General features: G+C 73.6%; 18 protein-coding genes. 17 read left to right on the top strand and 1 reads right to left on the bottom strand.

What is annotated here, in order from left to right; translation table 11 throughout:
- Position 1: 1 nt before the first annotated feature.
- Entirely contained in the window at positions 2-733 is a 732-nt protein-coding gene (locus JT723_RS20700) for a TetR/AcrR family transcriptional regulator (protein ID WP_205046220.1), read from the bottom strand.
- Positions 734-851: 118 nt separating this feature from the next.
- Between JT723_RS20700 and JT723_RS20695 the strand changes: the two genes are divergently transcribed.
- The 17 genes from JT723_RS20695 (at position 852) to rfbB (ending at position 19375) form a co-directional block, all read left to right on the top strand.
- On the top strand, positions 852-2408 hold the full coding sequence (locus JT723_RS20695; RefSeq protein ID WP_205046219.1) for an MDR family MFS transporter: 1557 nt from the start codon (positions 852-854) through the stop codon (positions 2406-2408).
- A 148-nt stretch (positions 2409-2556) separates the two neighbouring features.
- On the top strand, positions 2557-3294 hold the full coding sequence (gene fabG, locus JT723_RS20690; protein ID WP_205046218.1) for a 3-oxoacyl-ACP reductase FabG: 738 nt from the start codon (positions 2557-2559) through the stop codon (positions 3292-3294).
- A gap of 138 nt (positions 3295-3432) precedes the next feature.
- Complete coding sequence (locus JT723_RS20685; protein ID WP_205046217.1) at positions 3433-3954, top strand: DUF4188 domain-containing protein; 522 nt, start codon at positions 3433-3435, stop codon at positions 3952-3954.
- Positions 3951-4763: a thioesterase II family protein gene (locus JT723_RS20680; protein ID WP_205046216.1), complete on the top strand. Its 813-nt coding sequence runs from the start codon at positions 3951-3953 to the stop codon at positions 4761-4763. The genes JT723_RS20685 and JT723_RS20680 overlap by 4 nt, the downstream gene beginning before the upstream one ends.
- Positions 4745-6214 (top strand): FAD-dependent monooxygenase, encoded by a 1470-nt coding sequence (locus JT723_RS20675; protein WP_205046215.1) that lies wholly within the window; start codon positions 4745-4747, stop codon positions 6212-6214. Before JT723_RS20680 ends, JT723_RS20675 begins: the two co-directional genes overlap by 19 nt.
- A gap of 135 nt (positions 6215-6349) precedes the next feature.
- Positions 6350-6676, top strand: coding sequence for a TcmI family type II polyketide cyclase (locus JT723_RS20670; protein ID WP_205046214.1), 327 nt, complete (start codon positions 6350-6352; stop codon positions 6674-6676).
- Positions 6673-7959, top strand: coding sequence for a beta-ketoacyl-[acyl-carrier-protein] synthase family protein (locus tag JT723_RS20665; RefSeq protein WP_205046213.1), 1287 nt, complete (start codon positions 6673-6675; stop codon positions 7957-7959). The genes JT723_RS20670 and JT723_RS20665 overlap by 4 nt, the downstream gene beginning before the upstream one ends.
- Positions 7943-9175 (top strand): ketosynthase chain-length factor, encoded by a 1233-nt coding sequence (locus tag JT723_RS20660; protein WP_251513872.1) that lies wholly within the window; start codon positions 7943-7945, stop codon positions 9173-9175. Before JT723_RS20665 ends, JT723_RS20660 begins: the two co-directional genes overlap by 17 nt.
- 94 nt (positions 9176-9269) lie before the next feature.
- Entirely contained in the window at positions 9270-9539 is a 270-nt protein-coding gene (locus tag JT723_RS20655) for an acyl carrier protein (RefSeq protein ID WP_205046212.1), read from the top strand.
- Between the two features lie 122 nt (positions 9540-9661).
- Complete coding sequence (gene fabG / locus JT723_RS20650; RefSeq protein ID WP_205046211.1) at positions 9662-10447, top strand: 3-oxoacyl-ACP reductase FabG; 786 nt, start codon at positions 9662-9664, stop codon at positions 10445-10447.
- Between the two features lie 72 nt (positions 10448-10519).
- The gene (locus JT723_RS20645; RefSeq protein ID WP_205046210.1) at positions 10520-11452 is read left to right on the top strand and encodes an aromatase/cyclase; all 933 of its coding nucleotides are present in this window, start codon (positions 10520-10522) and stop codon (positions 11450-11452) included.
- A gap of 2 nt (positions 11453-11454) precedes the next feature.
- The gene (locus JT723_RS20640; protein ID WP_205046209.1) at positions 11455-13473 is read left to right on the top strand and encodes an SDR family oxidoreductase; all 2019 of its coding nucleotides are present in this window, start codon (positions 11455-11457) and stop codon (positions 13471-13473) included.
- An 11-nt stretch (positions 13474-13484) separates the two neighbouring features.
- Positions 13485-14723, top strand: coding sequence for an MFS transporter (locus JT723_RS20635; RefSeq protein WP_205046208.1), 1239 nt, complete (start codon positions 13485-13487; stop codon positions 14721-14723).
- Positions 14720-16267 carry an acyl-CoA carboxylase subunit beta gene (locus JT723_RS20630; protein WP_205046207.1) on the top strand — a complete coding sequence of 516 codons (1548 nt, stop codon included), beginning with the start codon at positions 14720-14722 and terminating at the stop codon, positions 16265-16267. Before JT723_RS20635 ends, JT723_RS20630 begins: the two co-directional genes overlap by 4 nt.
- Positions 16264-17316, top strand: coding sequence for an NAD-dependent epimerase/dehydratase family protein (locus JT723_RS20625; RefSeq protein WP_205046206.1), 1053 nt, complete (start codon positions 16264-16266; stop codon positions 17314-17316). Before JT723_RS20630 ends, JT723_RS20625 begins: the two co-directional genes overlap by 4 nt.
- On the top strand, positions 17313-18368 hold the full coding sequence (locus tag JT723_RS20620) for a glucose-1-phosphate thymidylyltransferase (RefSeq protein ID WP_205046205.1): 1056 nt from the start codon (positions 17313-17315) through the stop codon (positions 18366-18368). The genes JT723_RS20625 and JT723_RS20620 overlap by 4 nt, the downstream gene beginning before the upstream one ends.
- Positions 18368-19375, top strand: coding sequence for a dTDP-glucose 4,6-dehydratase (gene rfbB / locus JT723_RS20615; RefSeq protein ID WP_205046204.1), 1008 nt, complete (start codon positions 18368-18370; stop codon positions 19373-19375). The genes JT723_RS20620 and rfbB overlap by 1 nt, the downstream gene beginning before the upstream one ends.
- The last annotated feature ends 3 nt before the right edge of the window (positions 19376-19378 follow it).

Genomic DNA, 19378 nt, shown 5'->3' with positions numbered 1-19378 from the left:
CTCAGGTCCCGGGCTTCAGGCTCGCCTCGATGCTGTCGAGCACCCGGTCGAGCCCGTAGTGGAAGCGCGCGTCGGGCTCCATGTGGGGCGAGGTGTTCTCCATCAGCACCCGGGAGAAGGCCGGGTAGCGGCCGGAGATCACCAGGTGCCGGGCGTAGGGCGCGGTGCGCCGCATCCACTCCTGCATGTCGACGCCGGTGCGGCGGGCCTCCTCCTGCCAGCCGACCTCGGCACGCACGAAGCTCTCCACGTAGCCGTTCAGCAGGCCGGTCAGGCTGACGAGTTCGTCCACCGACATCTCGAACGCGTCGAAGGAGGACAGCAGGAACTCCTGCACGTGCAGGGAGTGCGGACCCCACACCGGGTGCCCGGGGACGCGGGTGGCCAGCCAGGTGTGCCGCAGGTACAGGTCGCGCTTGGCGACGGCCACGGCGGCGGCGTCCGCCCGCCACTCGCCGCTGGGCCGCTCGGGCAGCCCCATCTCGCCGGTGACCTCGTCGACGATCAGCTCCATGAGGTCCTCGCGGTTGCGCACGTACTGGTAGAGGGTCATGGTGCCGGCGCCGATCTCGGCGGCGATCCTGCGCATGGACGCCGCCTGCAGCCCGTCCTGGTCGGCGATCTTGATGGCGGCCCTGACGACCTGCTGCCTGCTGTACGCCCGCTGCGGCCCCGGGCTGGGCCTTCTCGAACGCTCCGGCTGCATCCAGATGCTCGATTCGTCGCCTCCCATGAGGTCTCCCGTCCGTGCCCGCCGTGCCGAAAGCTACTTGCGTACACCGTACCAAGATGGGTACGCTCGATCGAGACTTCGTACGGTGTACGGGGATAGTGAGGGCGAGGCGGCGCCGATGGCAACGGACAACAGCACGGAACAGGCGGCGGCCCCCGGGCCGGCCGCCGCGGACGTCAGGACGAAGGAGCGGCGGTACGCCCTGGGGGTGGCCGCACTGGCCCTGGCGATGGCCCTGGCCATGCTCGACCAGGTGATCGTGGGCACCGCGCTGCCCACGATCGTCGGCGACCTGGGCGGGCTGAACCAGCTGTCGTGGGTGGTCACCGCCTACCTGGTGACCAGCTCGGCGACCACGCCCCTGTGGGGCAAGCTCGGCGACCTCTACGGGCGCCGGGCCACCTTCCTGTCCTCGATCTCGATCTTCCTGGCCGGCTCCATGCTCTGCGGCCTGGCCCAGAGCATGGGCCAGCTGATCGCCTTCCGCGCGCTGCAGGGCCTGGGTGCCGGCGGGCTGATGGTCGGCGCCTTCGCGCTCATCGGCGACCTGGTGACCACGCCGGCCGAGCGCGCCAAGCTGCTGTCGGTGATCGGCGCCATCATGCCCACCGCACTGGCCGGCGGCCCGATCCTGGGCGGCCTGCTCACCCAGCACGCCAACTGGCGCTGGGCCTTCTACATCAACGTGCCGCTCGGGGCCGCGGCCCTGGCGGCCAGCGCGGCCGGCATCCGGCCCGGGCGGCGGCGCGCGGTGCGCATCGACTACCTGGGCGGTGCGCTGCTGAGCGCCGCGGTCGCCGCACTGACGCTGCTGGCGACCTGGGGCGGCAGCCGGTACGCATGGGGCTCGCCGCAGATCGCCGCGCTCGGCGCGGCCTGCGCCGTGCTGCTGGCCGTGCTGCCGGCGGTGGAGCGGCGGGCGGCGGAACCGATCCTGCCGCCGCGGCTCTTCCACGACCGCGACTTCAACCTGGCGCAGGTGCTCGGCCTGCTGATGGGCGCCGCGATGCTCGCGGTGATGGTGTACTTCCCGACCTACATGCAGGACGTGCGGAGCGCCTCGCCCACCTTCAGCGGGTTGCTGCTGCTGCCCTTCGTCGGCGGCATGATCGGCGTCCAGCTCGTCATCGCCCGCATCATCCCGCGCACCGGGCGGGTGCGGCCCTACCCCATCGCGGGCGGCGCGCTGGCGACCGCCGGCATGCTGACCCTGCTGCTGCTCGACACCGGAACCGCGACGCTGGCCGCCTCCGCGCTGACGCTGACCGCGGGCGTCGGCACCGGCCTGGTCATGCAGAGCACCCAGCTGATGACCTTCGGCAGCGTCGAGCAGCGCGACATCGGCGCGGCCAGCGGGCTGCTCAACCTCTTCCGCAACATCGGTGGCACGCTGGGCGTGGCGCTGCTCGGCTCGGTCTACACCAGCCGCCTGCACACCACGCTCAACGACCGGCTCGGCGAGGGGACCGGCGGCCGGCTCACCCACTCCAGCGGCCAGCTCACCCCCGAGCAGCTGCACGCGCTGCCCGGCACGCTGCGCGAGGCCTTCCGGCAGGGCGTCAGCCACGGCCTGCACGGCGTCGTGACCGGCGCCGCGGTCCTGACCGTCATGGCGCTGGTGACCGCCTGCTTCGTCCGCGGCCGGCTGCCGCAGCGCCAACCGAACCCGAACTGATCCGGCCCGCACACCGAGGGAGCCGGGCGGCCGCACCTGCGGCCGCCCGGCTCCCTCGCGTCGGCGACCCGGCACACCAGGGCGAACCCGCACCGCGGACAACCGCAAACCAGCAACCCGGCAAACCAGCAACGAGGAGATTCCCCCTATGGACCCCTTACGTCGTGTCGCGCTGGTCAGCGGCGGCTCGCGCGGAATCGGCCGGGCGACCGTGCTGCGCCTGGTGCGCGACGGCTACGAGGTGGCCTTCTGCTACCAGCGCGACGCCGGCGCGGCCCGCGCGGTGGAGAAGGAGGCCGCGGAGATCGGCGGGCACGCCACCGCCCGGCAGGTGGACGTCACCAGCGCGGCCGAGGTGCAGGCCTGGGTGCTCGGCGTCGAGCAGGAGACCGGCCCGGTCGACACCGTGGTGACCTCGGCCGGCGTGGTCAAGGACGCGCCGCTGGTGATGATGACCGACGAGGACTGGGACCTGGTGCTCGACACCAACCTGCGCGGCACCTTCCTGGTATGCAGGGCCGCGCTCTTCCACATGATGAAGCGCAGGTCCGGCTGCGTGGTGAACGTGTCGTCGATCGCGGGCGTCGCGGGAAACGCCTCGCAGGGCAACTACTCCGCCGCCAAGGCCGGGATCATCGGCCTCGGCCGGTCCCTGTCGAAGGAGGTCGGCCGCTACGGGATACGCGTCAACACCGTGGCCCCCGGCTTCATCGAGACGGACATGCTCGCGCAGCTGACCGACGGCTACCGCAGCCGCATGGTCGACCGGACCGCGCTGCGCAGGTTCGGACAGCCGGAGGACGTCGCGGACGCCGTCGCGTACCTGGCCGGAGCAGCGTACGTGACCGGCGCCGTGCTCCAGGTCGACGGCGGGCTCGCCATCTGAGGAGCGTCCGCCGCGCCTACCTCCGCCCGGTGCCCGACGCGGGTGCCGCCGCACCCGCTCCCCGCGTGTCGCACACCTCGAACACCCCGCAGCCGAAGCCCTGTTGCCTCCGGCGCCCGCCCCCTAACGGAGCCTGCCATGAGCGAGCAGAAGATCCACAACGGACGGTTCACCACGGCCGGCGACGAGGAGGTCGTGCTGTTCCTCCTCGGCATCCGGGTCAACAAGGCCAGAGCGCTGCGCTCCTGGCTGCCGGTGGTCCGCGCGCTCGACCCGATGCTGCGGGAGCTGGCCGCCGACCCCCGCAGCGGCCTGCTGTACTCGCGCACCCAGCGCTACGGGCTGCGCGAGGTGACCCTGCTGCAGTACTGGCGCAGCACCGACGCGCTGATCGAGTTCTCGCACGCGGCGATGCACCGGCGCGCCTGGCGGGACTTCTACAAGGTCGCCTCCCGCGGCACCGACGTCGGCCTGTGGCACGAGACCTACGTCGTACCCGCGGGGCACTACGAGTCGATCTACGGCAGCGTGCCGCTCACGGGCCTGGGCATCGTGCAGGGGCTCACCCCGATCGGGCGGCGCACGGAGACCGCACGGGACCGGCTCGGCGGGGCCGGCGAGCCGCGTACCGCGCAGCCCGCCGAGTCCGAGTCGCAGTGACCCGCCCGGCACACGGGGCGCCCGCCTGGACGACCGTGCTGCGCCCGGCAGCAGGACCCCGCCGCCGGCTGGTCGTCTTCGCCCACGCGGGAGCGGGACCGCGGCTGTACTCGCGGCTGCTGTCCGGGCTCCCGGACGACATCGAACTCGTCGGGGTGGCACTGCCCGGCCGGGAGCACCGGGACGGCGAACCGCCGGGGGCGCTGCTGCCCGCGGTCACCGGCGGGGCGGTCCGTGAACTGCGGGCTGCCGTACCGCTGCCGACGACGTACTACGGGCACAGCCTCGGCTCGCTGCTGGCGCTGGCCGCCGCCCGCACGGCACCGGAGCTGTGCCACGCCCTGGTGCTGACCGCCGCGCCGCCCGGCACCCGGGGCCACGACTTCGCCGCACCCCTGGGCACCCCGGAAGGGCTCGCCGAACTCTTCGCCCACCACCGGGTGCCGATGGACGCGCTGGAGGAGTCCCGCGCGCGCGACCGGGCGCAGCACGTGCTGGCCTGGGACCTGCTGCTGGCCCGCGACGCGCTGCTGGCCGCCGACGGGACGCGGGTCGGCCAGCCGCTGACCGTGCTCGGCGGGCTGCACGACGAGGTGGTGCCGATCGGCACGCTGCCGCTGTGGGCGGGCTTCACCACCGGGCGGTTCCGGTCCCGCGCGGTCCCCGGCGGGCACTTCTTCCCCTTCCACCCCGAGGGGCGGCACCTGCTGGTCGGCGAACTGGCCGGCGAACCGGCCAGGTTGACGACCCCCCAGGCCGGCCCCTGGACCGATCCGTTGAGGAGACAGCCGTGGATGCATCAGTCATAGTCGCCGGCGCAGGACCCGCCGGGCTCATGCTCGCCGGCGAACTGCGCCTGGCCGGCGTCGACGTGATCGTCGTCGAGCGCCTGCCGCGCCGCACCGGCGAGTCCCGCGGGCTGGGCTTCACCGCCCGCACCATGGAGGTGTTCGACCAGCGCGGGCTGCTCACCAGGTTCGGCGAGGTCGAGACCAGCAACCAGGGTCACTTCGGCGGTGTGCCGGTGGACTTCGCCGTCCTCGAAGGCGCCCACCAGGCCGCCAAGTCCGTCCCGCAGTCCGCGACCGAGGCGGTGCTCGAAGGGTGGGCCGCCGACCTCGGCGCCGACATCAGGCGGGACCACGAACTGCTGGGCATCGCCGAGAAGGACGACGCCGTCGAGATCACCGTCCGCGGACCGCAGGGCGAGCACCTGCTGCGTACCGAGTGGCTGGTCGGCTGCGACGGCGGCCGCAGCACGGTGCGCAAGGCGGCCGGCTTCGACTTCCCCGGCACCCCCGCCACGATGGAGATGTACCTCGCCGACCTGCGCGGGGTGGACCTGGCACCGCGGATGATCGGCGAGACGCTGCCCGGCGGCATGGTCATGGTCGGCCCGCTGCCCGGCGGCGTCACCCGGATCATCGTGTGCGAGCGCGGCACCCCGCCCCGCCGGCGGACCGGGCCGCCGGCCTTCTCCGAGGTCAGCGACGCCTGGCAGCGGCTGACCGGCACCGACATCTCGCACGCGGAGCCGGTGTGGGTCAGCGCCTTCGGCGACGCCACCCGCCAGGTCACGCAGTACCGGCGCGGCCGGGTGCTGCTGGCCGGGGACGCCGCGCACATCCACCTGCCGGCCGGCGGGCAGGGCATGAACGCCAGCATCCAGGACTCGGTCAACCTCGGCTGGAAGCTGGCCGCGGTGCAGCGCGGCACCGCGCCCGAGACCCTGCTCGACACCTACCACGGCGAGCGGCACCCGGTCGGCAGCCGGCTGCTGCTGAACACCCGGGCACAGGGCATGCTCTTCCTGCGCGGCGAGGAGATGCAGCCGCTGCGCGACGTGCTCGGCGAGCTGGTGGCCTACCCCGAGGTGGCACGCCATCTGGCCGCGATGGTCAGCGGCCTGGAGATCCGCTACGACGTCGGCACCGGCAGCCACCCCCTGCTGGGGATGCGGATGCCGCCGCTGGCCCTGACCAGGAAGGGCCGTGCCACCAGCACGGCCGAGCTGCTGCACCCGGCCCGCGGCCTGCTGCTCGACCTCGCGGACAACGCGGAGCTGCGCCGCCGTTCGGCCGGCTGGACCGACCGCATCGACCTGGTCACCGCGGTCCCGGCAGACCCGGCACCCGGCTCCCCGCTCGCCGGCACCACCGCACTGCTGGTCAGGCCCGACGGGTACGTCGCCTGGGCCGCGCCCGGCAGCCACCACGACCTGCCGATGGCCCTGGAGCGGTGGTTCGGCCCCGCACGCTGACCTCCCCCACCCCAGAGAACGCCCCCCGCCGCCCGCCCGCGCCCGCCCGCGCAGCCCCGGGCTGCACCCCCGCACCGGCCCGCACGACGGAGCCGTGCACCCGCGGCCGACCCGGCCCGACATGGAGGACCCACCATGCACAGCACGCTGATCGTGGCCCGAATGAACGCCCATTCGGCCACGGACGTCGCCGACCTCTTCACCGCCTTCGACGCCACCGACATGCCCCATGCCATGGGCACCAGGCGGCGGCAGCTCTTCTCCTACCGGGGGCTCTACTTCCACCTGCAGGACTTCGACACCGCGGACGGCGGCGAGCGGATCGAGACCGCCAAGACCGACCCGCGCTTCGTCGCCATCAGCCAGGACCTCAAGCCCTTCATCGAGGCGTACGACCCGGCCACCTGGCGCTCGCCCGCCGACGCGATGGCGCAGCGCTTCTACCACTGGAGCGCGCGGTGAGCCGTCGGCGTGTCGTCATCACCGGCGTCGGCGTCGTCGCGCCGGGCGGTATCGGCAGCAAGGACTTCTGGCAGCTGCTGACCGAGGGGCGCACCGCGACCCGCAGGATCAGCTTCTTCGACCCGTCACCCTTCCGCTCCCAGGTCGCCGCCGAGGCGGACTTCGACGCCGAGCTGCTGGGGCTGACCCCGCACCAGATCCGGCGGATGGACCGGGCCGCGCAGTTCGCGGTGGTCGCCGCCCGCGAGGCGATGGCCGACAGCGGGCTGGAGTTCGAGGGCCTGGAGCCGCACCGCACCGGGGTGACGATCGGCAGTGCGGTCGGCGCCACGACCGGGCTCGACCAGGAGTACCGCACCGTCAGCGACGGCGGACGGCTCGACCTGGTGGACCACTCCTACGCCGTGCCGCACCTCTACAACTACCTGGTGCCCAGCTCCTTCGCGGCGGAGGTCGCCCTTGCGGCCGGCGCGGAGGGGCCGTGCACGGTGGTGTCGACCGGCTGCACCTCGGGCCTGGACGCGGTCGGCCACGCGGCCGAGCTGATCCGGGAGGGCAGCGCCGACATCATGATCGCCGGCGCCACCGATGCGCCCATCTCCCCCATCACGGTGGCCTGCTTCGACGCCATCAAGGCCACCACGCCCTCCAACGACTCGCCCGAGAGCGCCTCACGCCCCTTCGACGACCGCCGCAACGGCTTCGTCCTGGGTGAGGGGTCCGCGGTCTTCGTACTGGAGGAGCTGGGGGCGGCACGGCGGCGCGGCGCCCATGTCCGCGCGGAGATCGCCGGATACGCCACCCGGAGCAACGCCTACCACATGACGGGGCTGCGGGCCGACGGCCGGGAGATGGCGGAGGCCATCAGGGTGGCCATGGACGAGGCGGAGATCGGCCCCGAGGCCATCGACTACGTCAACGCGCACGGCTCGGGCACCCGGCAGAACGACCGCCACGAGACGGCGGCGGTCAAGCGGAGCCTGGGGGCGCACGCGTACCGGACCCCGATGAGTTCCATCAAGTCGATGGTCGGCCACTCGCTCGGCGCCATCGGCTCCATCGAGATCGCCGCGTCCGTACTGGCCATCGAGCACGACGTCGTGCCGCCCACGGCCAACCTGCACGTCCCCGACCCCGAGTGCGACCTCGACTACGTGCCGCTGACCGCCCGCGAGTGGCCGACCGACACGGTGCTCACCGTCGGCAGCGGCTTCGGCGGCTTCCAGAGCGCGATGGTGCTGACCAGCGCGCGGGGAGGGGCGCCGGGTGGCCGTACGCTCTGACGCGAGAGTGGTCGTGACGGGGCTCGGCATCGCCGCCCCCAACGGCCTGGGCAGCGCCGGCTACTGGGACGCCACCCGCCGTGGAGTCCACGGCATCGGCCGGATCGCCCGCTTCGACCCCGCCTCCTATCCGGCCACCCTGGCCGGGGAGATCGACGGTTTCGCCGCCGAGGAGCTGCTGCCCGGCCGGCTGATCCCGCAGACCGACCGGGTGACCCGGCTGGCGCTGGTCAGCACCGACTGGGCGTTCGAGGACGCCGGGGTCAGGCCCGAGGAGTTCCCCGAGTTCGACATGGGCGTGGTGACGGCGAGTTCGTCCGGCGGCTTCGAGTTCGGGCAGGGCGAGCTGCAGAACCTGTGGAGCAGGGGTGGCGCCTATGTGAGCGCCTACCAGTCCTTCGCCTGGTTCTACGCCGTCAACAGCGGCCAGATCTCGATCCGCAACGGCATGCGCGGCCCCAGCGGGGTCGTCGTCAGCGACCAGGCGGGCGGCCTGGATGCGGTCGCGCAGGCCAGGCGGCAGATCCGCAAGGGCACCCGGCTGGTCGTCTCCGGCGGCATGGACGCCTCGATCTGCCCCTGGGGCTGGGTCGGCCTGCTCGCCAGCAGGCGGCTGAGCACCAGCACCGACCCGGCCCGGGCGTATCTCCCCTTCGACGGCGCCGCGCACGGGCATGTGCCCGGCGAGGGCGGGGCGCTGCTGGTCCTGGAGGACCTCGACAGCGCCCGGGAGCGCGGGGCGCCCCAGGTCTACGGGGAGATCGCCGGCTACGGTGCGACCTTCGACCCCGCGCCGGGCACCGGCCGTGAGCCGGGCCTGCGCAAGGCGATCGAGGTGGCCCTGGACGACGCGGGCCTCGCCCCCGGCGACATCGACGTCGTCTTCGCCGACGGCGCGGCCGTACCGGAGCTGGACCGCGTGGAGGCCGAGGCGATCGGCAAGGTCTTCGGGCCGCGCGGGGTCCCGGTGACGGTGCCCAAGGCGATGACGGGCCGGCTGTGCTCGGGCGCCGCGGCACTGGACCTGGCAACGGCGTGCCTGGCGATGCGCGACGGGGTCATCCCGCCCACACCGCATGTGACACCCGCGGACACCTACGACCTCGACCTGGTCGGCGCCCGGCCGCGTACCGCGCAGGTCCGCGCCGCGCTGGTGCTCGCGCGCGGCTACGGCGGCTTCAACTCGGCGGTCGTCGTGCGCGCCTGCGACCGGTGACACCGGCCGGCGCCCGCGGCCGGCGACGCCCGGTCCTCGCCTGCGACCGACGACGCCCGCAGGAACCGCTCACCCCTTCTCCGAGAGGACACCCATGCCCGGCACCGCATTCACCCTGGAGGCACTCAAAAGGATCCTGCTGGAGGGCGCAGGCGCCAGCGAGGACGTCGACCTCGACGGCGACATCCTCGACACCGACTTCGAGGCCCTGGGCTACGAGTCGCTGGCCCTGCTGGAGACCGGCGGGCGCATCGAGCGGGAGTTCGGCATCGCGCTCGACGACTCCGCGCTCACCGTGGCCCGCACGCCCCGCGCGCTGATCGAGGTGGTCAACGCGCACCTGTCCACCACGCCGGCCGCCTGAGCCCGCGCACCGCACCACCCCCCGTCCCCGGCCCCCAGGGGACCAGGCGCTGCCGCCGCACCTTCCCCCGGGTGCGGCGGCAGCGCCGTGCCACACGCCAACCCACCCACGGGAGACACCCCATGACACGAACGCAACCGCGGACCGCCCTGGTGACCGGCGCGACCAGCGGGATCGGGCTGGCCGTCACCCGGCTGCTGGCCGGGCAGGGCCACCGGGTCTTCATCTGCTCGCGCACCCCCGAGTCCGTGGCCGGCACCGCCAAGGAGCTGCAGGCGGAGGGCCTCGACGTGGACGGCGCCGCCTGCGACGTGCGCTCGCCCGAGGCCGTACGGGACTTCGTCGCCGCCGCGGTCGGCCGCTTCGGCCCGGTCGACATCCTGGTCAACAACGCAGGCCGCTCCGGTGGCGGCCCCACCGCCGACATCGCCGACGACCTGTGGCTCGACGTCATGGAGACCAACCTCAACAGCGTCTTCCGGATGACCCGCGAGGTGCTGACCGCGGGCGGCATGCGGGACCGCGGCTGGGGCCGGATCATCAGCATCGCCTCGACCGCGGGCAAGCAGGGCGTGGTGCTCGGCGCCCCCTACTCCGCCTCCAAGCACGGCGTCGTCGGCTTCACCAAGGCGCTGGGCAACGAACTCGCCCCCACGGGCGTCACCGTGAACGCGGTCTGCCCCGGATACGTCGAGACCCCGATGGCCCAGCGGGTCAGGCAGGGCTACGCCACCGCGTACGACACCACGGAGGAGCAGATCCTCCAGCGCTTCCAGGCCAAGATCCCGCTCGGCCGCTACTCGACCCCGGACGAGGTCGCAGGCCTCGTCGGCTACCTGGCCTCCGACACCGCCGCCTCCATCACCTCGCAGGCACTCAACGTCTGCGGCGGCCTCGGCAACTTCTGACCCGAGCAGCCGACCCGCAACCCGCCCACGTACAGCCGACGTACAGCCGACGTACAGCCGAGGAGACCGCCGATGACCCAGCACGAGGTCGAGCACACCATCACCGTCGACGCCCCGGCAGCCGAGGTCTACCGGCTGATCGCCGAGGTCGAGAACTGGCCGCTGATCTTCCCGCCGTGCGTGCACGTCGACGTCGTCGAGCGCGGCTCGTCCGACGAGCGCATCCGCATCCGGGCCACCGCCAACGGCGAGCCGAAGAGCTGGACCTCCCGCCGCGAACTCGACCCCGACAAACTGCGGATCGGCTTCGCGCAGGAGGTGTCCGCGCCGCCCGTCGCCGCCATGGGCGGCACCTGGGTCATCGAGGAGGAGGGCGCGGGCACCAGGATCCGGCTGCTGCACCACTACCGGGCCGTCGACGACGACCCGGCAGGGCTGGCCTGGATCGACGAGGCGGTGGACCGCAACAGCCGCTCGGAGCTGGCCGCGCTCAAGGTCAGCATGGAGCGGGTCACCGACACCGCGCTGACGCTGTCCTTCGCCGACAGCGTCAGGATCGACGGCTCCGCCAAGGACGTGTACGACTTCGTCAACGAGGCCCAGGCGTGGCAGGAGCGGCTGCCGCACGTGGCCAAGGTGGACCTGCGCGAGGACACCCCCGGCCTGCAGGTGCTGCGTATGGACACCCGCACCGCCGACGGCGCCACCCACACCACCGAGTCGGTACGGGTCTGCTTCCCGCACCACAAGATCGCCTACAAGCAGACGACGCTGCCCGCGCTGCTGCAACTGCACACCGGCTACTGGGAGTTCACCGAGGACGCCGACGGGGTCACCACCGCCACCTCGCAGCACACGGTGATCCTCGACCCGGACAACATCACCGCGGTGCTCGGCGCCGGCGCGGGGGTCGAGCAGGCCAGGGTCTTCATCCGCGGCGCCCTGGGCGGCAACAGCCGGGCCACGCTCGGCCTTGCCAAGGCCTACGCGGAAGTGCGGCGCTGAGGATGCCGTCCCCGCGAACGGCCGGCCATGACACCGACGTCGTCGTGGTGGGGGCGGGCCCTGTCGGGCTGCTGCTCGCGCTGGAGCTGCGGCTGCACGGCGTGCGGGTGACCGTACTGGAGCAACTGCCCGCACCGACCACCGAGTCGCGCGCCTCGACCCTGCACACCCGCACCATGGAGCTGCTGGAGGAGCTGGACCTGCTGGCGGACCTGGCACCGCAGCCGGGTCCGCGCGGGCACTTCGGCGGTATCCCGCTGGACCTGGCCGCAGCCGACCCCGCGCACCGCTTCGCGGGCCAGTGGAAGGTGCCGCAGACCAGGGTCGAGGCGGTGCTGCAGCGGCACGCGGTGCAGCGCGGCGCGGACCTGCGGCGCGGCCACCGGGTGACCGGACTTGCGCAGCACCCGGGGCATGTGGAGGTCGAGGCGGCGGGCCCGGGCGGCCTGCCGGTCGTGCTGCGCTGTGCTTACGCGGTCGGCTGCGACGGCGAGCAGAGCACGGTGCGGGACCTGGCCGGCTTCGGCATGACCGGCGACGCCGCGACCAAGGAGCTGCTGCGCGCCGACGTGGAGGGCATCGACATCCCCGACCGCCGCTTCGAGCGGCTGCCGAACGGCCTTGCCATCGCCTCCCGCTGGCCCAGCGGCGCCACCCGGGTGATGGTGCACGTGTACGGGTCCGCGCCGCGCGAGCGTCCGGGTCCGCCGGACTTCGCCGAGGTCGTGGCCGCCTGGCGCCAGGTCACCGGCGAGGACATCGGGCACGGCCGCCCGGTGTGGCTGAACGCCTTCGGCAACTCCCGGCTCCAGGCGGAGCGCTACCGCAACGGCCGGGTGCTGCTGGCAGGGGACGCGGCCCATGTGCAGATGCCGGTCGGCGGCCAGGCCGTCAACTTCGGCCTGCACGACGCCGCCGCCCTCGGGCGCGCCCTGGCCGCGCAGTTCGGCGGGTCACCCGACCGGGCGGCCCTGGACTCCTACCACGCGGTGCGCCACCCGGTGGGGCGCCGGGTGCTGACCGCCATCGAGGCGCAGGCCCAACTGCTGCTCGGCGGCCCCGAGTCGGAGCCGCTGCGCACCGTCTTCACCGAGCTGATGGCGCTCGAACCGGTGCCGCGCCACCTGGCCGCCACGATCAGCGGCCTCGACGCACCGCACCCGCACCACCCGGCGGACCCCGGCCCCTCACCGGCGCCCCTTCCCGCCGCCCCTTCCATCCCCTCCACCCGCTCCGTCCCGGACAGGAGAGCCAGCATGCCCCAGCTCACCGGAAAGACCGCGCTCGTCACCGGATCGACCCGCGGCATCGGCCGGGCCGTCGCCCTGCGGCTGGCCCGCGCGGGCGCCCTGGTCGCCGTGCACGGTTCGAGCAGTCAGGAGGCCGCGGACGAGGTGGTGCGGCTGGTCGAGCAGGACGGCGGCCGGGCCTTCGCGCTCCAGGCGGAGCTGGGGGTGCCGGGCGACGTGCACGAACTCTTCCTGGCCCTGGAGCGCGGCCTGAAGGAGCGCACCGGCGGCACGGACCTGGACATCCTCGTCAACAACGCCGGGGTGATGGGCGGGACGCCGCCGCAGGACGTGACGCCCGAGCAGTTCGACCGGCTCTACGCGGTCAACGCGAAGGCGCCGTTCTTCCTGGTGCAACGGGCGCTGGGCAACATGCCCGACGGCGGGCGGATCGTCAACATCTCCTCGGGCCTGACCCGCTTCGCCAACCCGCAGGAGGTTGCCTACGCCATGACGAAGGGCGCGATCGACCAGCTCACCCTGCACTTCGCCAAGCACCTGGCGCCGCGCGGCATCACCGTCAACAGCGTCGGCCCGGGCATCACGAACAACGGCTCGCCGGTCTTCGGCATCCCCGAGGCGGTCGAGCAGATGGCGGCGCTTTCGGCCTTCAACCGGGTCGGCGAGCCCGACGACGTGGCCTCCGTGGTGGCCTTCCTCGCCTCGGACGACGCCCGCTGGATCACCGGCTCCTACCTGGACGCCAGCGGCGGCACGCTGCTGGGCGGCTGACCGGCGCGGGCATGACGACGCTGTCCGGACCACGGGCGGCGGCCGGGCCGGCGGCCGCCCGTCCGCCGCGCGCCCTGCTGCTGGTGCTCTGCGCGAGCATGCTGATCGACGCGCTGGAGGTCTCGGTGGTGCTGCCGGCGCTGCCGGTCGCGGCCCGGCACCTCGGGCTGTCCCTGTGGGGCGCCCAGTGGGTGATGAGCGGCTTCGCGCTGGGCTTCGCCGCCCTGCTGCTGCTCGGCCCGCGGCTGACGGCCAGGTACGGCGCCCGCCGGCCGTACCTGTGGGCGCTGCTGGTCTTCGCCGCCGCCTCGGTGGTCGGCGGTACGACCGGGAGCGCCACCGTCCTGGTCGCCACCCGGGTGGTCAAGGGCGCCTGTGCGGCGCTCACCGCGCCCACGGGTCTTGCCATCATCGCCGGCGTCTACCCCGAGGGCGCCCCGCGCCGCCGGGCGGTCACCGTCTACTCGCTGTTCGGCGCGGCGGGCTTCACCTCGGGCATCCTGCTGTCGGGCGCCCTGACGTCGGCGAGCTGGCGGTGGACGCTGCTGTTCCCCGCGCCGGTGGCGCTGGTCCTGCTGCTGGTCGCGGCACGGCAGATCCCGCGGGAGGCCGGGCGCACCGGCGGTTCCGCGCGGGGCAGGGCAGGCTTCCGCGGTCTGCTGGGCAATGCCGCACTCGTGCGGTCCGCCGTCGGTGCGGCCTGTCTGAACGGCGGCTTCCTCGGGCTGCTCCTGCTGACCGTCTTCGGCCTGCAGGACGGCCGCGGCTGGTCGCCGTGGGCGACCGCGCTGGGGCTGCTCCCCGCGTGCGCGCCGCTCGCGCTGTCGGCGCCCTTCGCCGGGCGGCTGATCGCGCGGGCAGGACCGCAGCGGCTGATCGCGGCGGGGGCGCTGGCGGCGGCGGTCGCGTACACCTACCAGCTGATGCCGTGGCACGGGCGGGACTACCCCGGTGTGCTGCCCTCGCTCGTCCTGGTGGGCGCCGCCTTCGTGCTGTCCTTCACCGCGCTCAACGTGCAGGCCACCTCGGCGATGTCGGCCGCCGAGCGGCCGGTGGCCGTACCGCTCTACCAGACCGGCGTACAGGCCGGAGCCGCACTGGCACTGGTGCTGACCGCCGCGCTGCGGACCGCCGCGCGGGCCGGGTGGGCGCCGTACGCGCTGCTGACCGGTGTCGGCGCCGCAGGACTGCTGGTGGCGCTGGCCGGTCTGCGCCCGGCCGTGCCCGACGACAGGGAGGACCCCGCATGATGCAGGACCGGGTGGCGGAGCTGCGCGCGATCAAGGACGACGTGCTGCGCGGCCCAGGCTCCGAGGCCACGGCGCGGCAGCACGCCAAGGGCAAGCTGACCGCCCGCGAACGGATCGACCTGCTGCTCGACGAGGGCAGCTTCGAGGAGGTGGAGCCGCTGCGCCGGCACCGCGCCCGAGGTTTCGGCATGGAGGCCAAGCGGCCCTACACCGACGGTGTGATCACCGGCTGGGGCACGGTCCACGGCCGTACGGTCTTCGTCTACGCGCACGACTTCCGGATCTTCGGCGGCGCGCTCGGCGAGGCGCACGCCACGAAGATCCACAAGATCATGGACATGGCCATCTCGGCCGGTGCCCCGCTGGTCTCGCTCAACGACGGCGCCGGCGCCCGTATCCAGGAAGGCGTCTCGGCGCTGGCCGGATACGGCGGCATCTTCCAGCGCAACACCCGCGCCTCAGGCGTCATCCCGCAGATCAGCGTCATGCTCGGCCCGTGCGCGGGCGGCGCCGCCTACTCGCCGGCGCTGACCGACTTCGTCTTCATGGTCCGGGACACCTCGCAGATGTTCATCACCGGGCCCGACGTGATCCGCGCGGTCACCGGCGAGGAGATCAGCCAGAACGAACTGGGCGGCGCCGACGTCCACTCCACCGTCTCGGGCGTCTCGCACTTCGCGTACGACGACGAGCAGACCTGCCTCGAAGAGGTCCGCTGGCTGCTGTCCCTGCTGCCGTCCAACAACCGCGAACTCCCGCCGCGCGAACCGGCGGGCGACCCCGCGGACCGCAGCGCGCAGGCCCTGCGCGACCTCGTGCCGGTGGACGGCAACCAGGCCTACGACATGCGCGAGGTCATCGGGCAGCTCACCGACCACGGCGAGTACTTCGAGGTCAGCGCCGGCTGGGCGGCCAACGTGATCTGCGCCTTCGCCCGGCTGGACGGCCAGGTCGCCGGCATCGTCGCCAACCAGCCGCTGTCCATGGCGGGCGTCCTGGACATCCGCTCCAGCGAGAAGGCGGCGCGCTTCGTGCAGTTCTGCGACGCCTTCAGCATCCCGCTGGTCACCCTGGTCGACGTCCCCGGCTTCCTACCCGGCGTCGACCAGGAGCACGAGGGCATCATCAGGCGCGGCGCGAAACTGCTGTACGCGTACTGCAACGCCACCGTGCCCCGGGTCTCGGTGGTGCTGCGCAAGGCCTACGGCGGCGCCTACATCGTCATGGACAGCCAGTCCATCGGCGCCGACCTGACCTACGCGTGGCCGACCAACGAGATCGCGGTGATGGGCGCGGAGGCCGCGGCCAACGTCATCTTCCGCCGGGAGATCACCGCCGCGGACGACCCGCTTGCGGTGCGCAGCCAGCGCATCAAGGACTACAGGTCCGAGCTGATGCACCCTTACTACACGGCAGAACGCGGCCTGGTGGACGACGTGATCGACCCCGCGCAGACCCGCTCGGTGCTGATCCGGGCACTGGCCATGCTGCGGCACAAGAGGGCGGACCTGCCGCAGCGCAAGCACGGGAACCCCCCGCTGTGACGGCGGTGCGGCAGGCCGCAGGCGGCGGCACCGGCCCGCACGGCCTGCGCGGGCTGCGGGTCCTGGTGCTCGGCGGCTCCGGCTTCCTCGGCGGCCGGGCCGCCCGCTCGCTGGCCCTGGCCGGCGCCGACGTCACCTCGGTCAGCCGCGGCGGCGGGCCGCCGCAGGCACCGGGCGGCCCGCAGGTCACCGCGGTGCGGCTGGACCTGGCGGCGATGGGGCCGCGCATGCTGCGGGACTTCCTCGCCGGCCAGGCGCCGGCCGTCGTGGTCAACGCCGTCGGCCAGGTGTGGGGCGGCGAGGGAAACATGGCCGACCTCAACGACCGGCTGGTCGCCGACCTGGTGGCCACGCTGCCTGCCCGCACCCGGCTGGTCCAGCTCGGCAGCAGCCTGGAGTACGGCCCGGTCACCGGTCCCGCCCCGGTGCACGAGACGCGGAGGGCCGCCCCGGACACGGTGTACGCCAGGACCAAGCTGCGCGGCACGGAACACGTGCTGCGCGCCTCCCGCGACGGCCGGCTCGACGGCGCCGTGCTGCGGGTCGCCAACGTGTCGGGGCCGGGTGCGCCGGGCCTGCTCGGCTCGGTCGCCCGCTGGATCGCCGAGCGGTCCGCGGAGCAGCCGCCGCCGGGCGGCCACGTCCTGCGGCTCGGCCCGCTGCTCGCCGCCCGCGACTTCGTGGACGTGCGGGACGTCGGCGACGCCGTGGTGCGGGCGGTCGCCGCCAGGCCCGGCAGGATCCGCGGCCGGGTGGTCAACATCGGCGGCGGCCGGGCGGTGCCGGTGGACCGCCTGGTGGACCGGCTGCTGGAGCTGAGCGGCCTGCCCGTGCGGCGGGAGGCCGCCGGCGGGGCGGGCGGCAGCCCGCGCTCCTCGGCGGCCTGGCAGCAGCTCGACATCGACCGCGCCCGCCGGCTGCTCGGCTGGGTGCCGCGGCACGCGCTGGACCAATCGCTGCGGGACATGCTCGCGGCGCCCGACCCGGCCCGCGGCCACGACGGCGTGACCGGGCCGCAGAACCCGTACCGACTTGAGGAGAGCAAGTGAAAGCCTTGGTGCTGTCAGGCGGGTCGGGCACGCGCCTGCGCCCGTTCAGCTACTCCATGCCCAAACAGCTCATCCCCATCGCCAACAGGCCCGTTCTGGAACACGTGCTGGCCAACATCAGCGCCCTGGGCGTCACCGAGGTCGCCGTCGTCGTGGGCGGCTGGGGCGCCGAGATCGAGCGGGAGATCGGCGACGGCTCCCGGCTGGGCGTGCGGATCACCTACATCCCGCAGGACGAGCCGCTGGGCCTCGCGCACTGCGTGCTGCTGGCCAGGCCCTTCCTCGGCGAGGACGACTTCGTGATGTACCTCGGCGACAACATGCTGCCCGACGGGGTCGGCGACGTCGCCCGGCAGTTCGCGGCGGAGCGGCCGGACGCGCAGCTGGTGGTCCGCAAGGTCGCCGACCCGCGCAACTTCGGGGTGGCGGAGCTGGACCCCGCGGGCCGGGTCACCCGGCTGGTGGAGAAGCCGCAGCAGCCGCGCAGCGACCTGGCGCTGATCGGGGTGTACTTCTTCACCGCCGCGATCCACCGCTCGGTCGCCGCGATCCGGCCCAGCGCCCGCGGCGAGCTGGAGATCACCGACGCCGTCCAGCACCTGCTGGCGCACGGCGGTGACGTACGCGCCGAGGAGTACGCCGGGTACTGGAAGGACACCGGGCGCACCGAGGACGTCCTGGAGTGCAACCGGCGGATGCTGGAGGCGCTGGTCCCCGCCGTCGCGGGCGAGGTCGACGCGGACAGCACGATCGAGGGGCGGGTGGTGGTGGAGCCGGGTGCGCGGATCGTCCGCTCGCACATCGAGGGTCCCGCGATCGTCGGCACGGACACCCTGGTCGAGGACAGCCACATCGGGTCAGGTACGGCCATCGGACGGGGCTGCCTGCTGCGCTCGACGCGGCTGGCCGAGTCGATCGTGATGGACGGCGCGTCCATCACCGATGTGCCGGGCCTGCACAACTCGCTGATCGGGCGAGGCGCCAGCGTCGGCGCGTCGGCTCAGCACCGGCTCGTCGTCGGCGACCACACCCGGATCGAGGTCGCGGCCTGATGAGACTCCTGGTGACAGGCGGCGCCGGCTTCATCGGCTCGCACTACGTCCGCACGCTGCTGGCCGGCGGCTACCCCGGGTACGAGCAGGCCCGGGTGACGGTGCTCGACATCCTCAGCTACGCCGGGCGGCGGGAGAACCTGCCGGCCGCGCACCCCCGGATGGACTTCGTGCAGGGCGACATCTGCGACCTGCCGCTGCTGCTCGACCTGCTGCCCGGCCATGACGCGGTGGTGCACTTCGCCGCCGAGTCGCACGTGGACCGCTCGGTGCGCTCGGCCGCGGAGTTCGTACGGACCAACGTCGGCGGCACCCAGACCCTGCTGGAGGCGTGCCTGCGCCGCGGTGTGCCGCGCTTCGTCCACGTCTCGACCGACGAGGTGTACGGCTCGGCGGAGCAGGGCTCGTGGGCCGAGGACGCCCCGCTGATGCCCAACTCGCCCTACTCGGCGTCCAAGGCCGGCTCCGACCTGATCGCGCGCGCCTACTGGCGCACCCACGGTCTCGACGTGTCGGTGACCCGCTGCTCCAACAACTTCGGCCCCTACCAGTTCCCGGAGAAGCTGATCCCGCTGTTCGTGACGAACCTGCTGGAGGGCCGCCCGGTGCCGCTGTACGGCGACGGGCGCAACGTCCGCGAGTGGCTGCACGTGCACGACCACTGCCGGGCGGTGCAGGCGGTGCTCACCGGCGGCGGCCCCGGCGAGATCTACAACGTCGGCGGCGGCACCGGCCGCACCAACCTGGAGCTGACCGAGCTGCTGCTGTCGCTGTGCGGCGCCGACGACTCGATGATCCGGTACGTCACCGACCGCAAGGGCCACGACCTGCGGTACGCGCTGGACGACAGCAAGATCCGCGAACAGCTCGGCTACGCACCGGAGATCCCCTTCGACCGGGGCCTGGCCGACACCGTCGCCTGGTACCGGGACAACCCCGGGTGGTGGAAGTCGGCGGACAGCCGCCGCGCCGCCGGTCCCGCCGACACCGCCGGAGGCACCGCGTGAGCG

The organism is Actinacidiphila bryophytorum, assembly GCF_016916835.1.
Classification (GTDB): domain Bacteria; phylum Actinomycetota; class Actinomycetes; order Streptomycetales; family Streptomycetaceae; genus Actinacidiphila; species Actinacidiphila bryophytorum.
The sequence above is the reverse complement of the archived record's forward strand: the minus strand, read 5'-3'. Positions and strand labels throughout refer to the sequence as shown.